We start from the raw sequence: 3,225 nt of genomic DNA on the forward strand, positions 1-3,225 counted from the left end.
TCCTCGGCATCGGCCTGCTGATCGCGTTGGCGGCGCCCTTCGTGCTGTACCCCGTCTTCGTGATGAAGGTGCTGTGCTTCGCGCTGTTCGCCTGCGCCTTCAACCTGCTGATCGGCTTCGCCGGTCTGCTGAGCTTCGGCCACGCCGCCTTCTTCGGTGGGGCGGCCTACATCACCGCCCATTCCGCCAAGGTCTGGGGGCTGGGGCCGGAGGTCAGCATCCTGCTCGGCATGGGCTTCTCCGCGCTGCTGGGCCTCGCCTTCGGCGCTCTGGCGATCCGCCGGCAGGGCATCTACTTCGCCATGATCACTCTGGCGCTGTCGCAGATGGTCTTCTTCATGGCGCTCCAGCTCAAGTTCACCGGCGGCGAGGACGGCATCCAGGCGGTGCCGCGCGGGCATCTGTTCGGGGTGATCGACCTCAACAACTTGATGTCCATGTACCACTTCGTGCTGGCGGTGTTCCTGGCCGGCTTCGCGGTGGTCTGGCGCACGGTGCACTCGCCCTTCGGCCAAGTGCTGAAGGCGATCCGCGAGAACGAGCCGCGCGCCGTGTCGCTGGGCTACCGGACGGAGCGTTACAAGCTGCTGGCCTTCGTGCTGTCGGCGAGCCTCGCCGGTCTGGCCGGCGGCACCAAGGCGCTGGTCTTCCAGCTCGCCTCGCTGACCGACGTGACGTGGCAGATGTCCGGCGAGGTGGTGCTGATGACGCTGCTCGGCGGCATGGGCACGCTGCTCGGCCCGGTGGTGGGGGCGGCCATCGTCGTCACGCTGCAGAGCTACCTGGCCGACTTCAATGTGCCGGTTCCGGTGGTGACCGGCGCCATCTTCGTGGTCTGTGTGCTGGTCTTCCGACGCGGCGTCGTCGGCGAGTGCCTTGCCTGGATTGGCAGGCGCAGCCGCTGATCCTTCCTCGCCGTGCACCGGAGGTGTAGCCGTGTTCTTGACATACAAAATCCCTGGCGCGTTGGTGACTTCGGCGGTGCTTGCTGCCGTGCTGCTCGGCAGTTTCGCCTATGATGCCGCGTCCAGGCGCTTGCGGGAGACGGCGCAGGACAAGCTGGTGGCGCTGGCCGATGCGCGCGAAGCCAGCGTGCGCGCCTATCTGGACAATTTGGAAAGCGACATCGTGCTGACCGCCAGCACCCGGTCCATGCGTGACGCGGCGGTCGGGATGAGCAACGGCTGGCGCGTCGAGGCCGACCGCGGGGACGCTGGCGCTTCCCTGCGCAAGCGCTACGTGGACGACAACCCATACCCGGCTGGCGAGCGCCACAGGCTGGAAAAGGCGGATTCCGGCGCGATGTACGACATCGCGCACCTGCGGCTGCATGGCTGGATGCAGGATCTCATGCAGCGCCGGGGTCTCGCCGACGTGCTTTTGCTGAGTCCTGAGGGCGTGGTGATTTATAGCGTGGCCAAGGGGGCCGACTTTGCCCGTCCGGTCGCGTCACCCGCCCTGGCCAACCTTCAGGCCGCCGTCCGAAGCGATCCACACCCCGGCACACTGCAGATCGCTGACTTCACCGTCTATGGCGCGCCCGACGAGCCGCCCTCGGCCTTCCTCGTCAGTCCCATCACCATGCCGCAGCCGGACGGCAGCGCCCAATTGCTCGCCCTCCTCGCATTTCGGCTGGAGCCCGACGGCCTGAACCGCATCATGCGGGCGACCGATGGCATGGGTGAGACCGGCGACACCTACCTTCTCGGCGCCGATGGCCTTCTGCGCAGCACACCCCGCTTCGCTCACGGCCTGCCCGTCCTGTCCCGCCACGTCGGCGGATCCATAACCATGGGGCCAACTGGCGGATATGCTGGCAACGCGCGCGTGGTCGAGACGATGAACGCGCTTGGCACGGCAGTCGCCCTGGCCGCGGCCCGTCCGCTGCGGCACGACAGACTGGCCTGGACCGTTCTGGCGGAAGCCTCGGTGGCGGAGGTGCTGGCGCCGGTTTACGCCATGCGCAACCAGATGATGATCGCCGGTTGCCTGTTGTTGCTCATCATTTGCGTGGGCGGCGTCCTTTTTGCCCGTGGCATCACGAAGTCGCTGAGCGCGATGAGCCACGCCATGCAACGCCTCGCCGAAGGAGACCTCGACATCACGATTCCGGCCCGGGATCGGCGCGATGAGATCGGCCGGATGGCTGACGCTATGCAGGTGTTTCAGGAAGCACTGGGGCGTGCCGAGGTTCTAAAGGCTGAACAGGAGCAAGTGCGCGCTCAGCGCGAAAAGCGGACGCGTGCGCTGGAGCAGGCAACCCAAGGCTTCGACTCCCGTGTCGGAGGCATCGTCCGCGCCGTGGCCTCTTCCGCGGACGGATTGGAAGCGACCGCCCAAACCATGAGCGACGGTGCCGACCGCACCCTGAACGAGGCCACCGGCGTCGCCGCTGCGGCCGAGCAGACTGCGGCGAGTGTCGGCACCGTGGCCTCGGCGGCCAACCAACTCCGCGCTTCCATCAGCAACATCCGTCGCCACAACGAGGAATCCAGCCGCATCACCCACGCCGCCATCGACGCCTCCGTGCAAGCCGGCGGTACCATGCGGGTGCTGGTGGAGACCTCCGGCCGCATTGGCGCCGTGGTGCAGCTCATCCACGATATCGCGGCGCAGACCAACCTGTTGGCCCTGAACGCGACCATCGAGGCGGCCCGCGCCGGAGAGGCCGGCAAGGGCTTCGCCGTCGTGGCCTCGGAGGTCAAGAGCCTGGCCGCTCAGACGGCCAGAGCGACCGAGGAGATCGGCGCCCAGATCGACACCATGCAGTCGGTAACCGACGGGGCAGCCGTTGCCATTGGCCAGATCGTCTCGGTGATTGAGGAGATGGGCCAAATCTCCGCCATCGTGACCGGTGCCGTTGAAGAGCAGGGTGCGGCGATCGCCGAGATCGCTGCCAACGCCGGCCAGGCGGCAACGGCAACTCAGTCCGTGACCGCCATCATCGACGGCGTGGCGCTCTCCGCCAACAGCACCAAAACGGCGGCGGGGGATGTGTTGAGCGCCTCCGGCGACCTTACCCGGCAAGCCGCCAGCCTGCGCACAGAAATCGAACGTTTCCTGTCCGACATTCGAACCACGGAAGAAGCAACCCCGACATGAAGGTCCTCGTCCCGGTCAAGCGGGTGGTCGATTACAACGTCAAGATCCGCGTCAAGGCGGACGGTTCCGGCGTTGAGACCGCCAACGTGAAGATGAGCATGAACCCCTTCGACGAGATCGCCG

The 3,225-nt window shown here is 66.8% G+C and carries 2 protein-coding genes and 1 pseudogene; all 3 read left to right on the forward strand.

From position 1 onward, the window contains the following. A partial coding sequence (locus DS837_RS31655) for a branched-chain amino acid ABC transporter permease (RefSeq protein WP_149168376.1) occupies window positions 1-905 on the forward strand: 905 nt, incomplete at its 5' end. A gap of 31 nt (window positions 906-936) precedes the next feature. After that, complete coding sequence (locus DS837_RS31660) at window positions 937-3,102, forward strand: methyl-accepting chemotaxis protein (protein WP_149168377.1); 2,166 nt, start codon at window positions 937-939, stop codon at window positions 3,100-3,102. Then, a pseudogene (locus tag DS837_RS32980) lies at window positions 3,099-3,225 on the forward strand (electron transfer flavoprotein subunit beta/FixA family protein); the annotation flags it as partial. The gene DS837_RS31660 and the pseudogene DS837_RS32980, both read left to right, overlap by 4 nt.

Origin of the sequence: Azospirillum brasilense, assembly GCF_008365405.1 — a bacterium.
GTDB lineage: Bacteria > Pseudomonadota > Alphaproteobacteria > Azospirillales > Azospirillaceae > Azospirillum > Azospirillum brasilense_D.